The sequence below is a fragment of the Microbacterium sp. GbtcB4 genome, assembly GCF_019091465.1.
Lineage (GTDB): Bacteria > Actinomycetota > Actinomycetes > Actinomycetales > Microbacteriaceae > Microbacterium > Microbacterium paraoxydans.
The window spans coordinates 1-233 of sequence record NZ_JAGXJJ010000666.1 but is presented as its reverse complement, the minus strand read 5'-3'; the positions used below and the strand labels follow the sequence as shown (position 1 = coordinate 233).

At 74.7% G+C, this 233-nt stretch carries 1 protein-coding gene; it reads left to right on the top strand.

From position 1 onward, the window contains the following. On the top strand, positions 1–233 hold a 233-nt coding region (locus KVS71_RS19195; protein WP_217585323.1), incomplete at both ends, for a PadR family transcriptional regulator.

Below are 233 nucleotides of genomic sequence, written 5' to 3'. Positions count from 1 at the left end.
CGCCCTCACCCAACCGGGCCCCTGCTCCGGTCACCAGCTGCGCCCCGAGTTCGAGCGCCGGACCGGATCGACCAGGCCCTCCAACGTCGGTCAGATCTACAACACCCTGGGGCGGCTCGAGCGCGACGGGCTGGTCCAGCGCGGGGGGGCCGACGAGCATGCCCACGCCTACTGGCGCATCACCGCAGCGGGCTCGGCGGAAGCGGCGCGCTGGCTCGCCGCTCCGGTGGTCC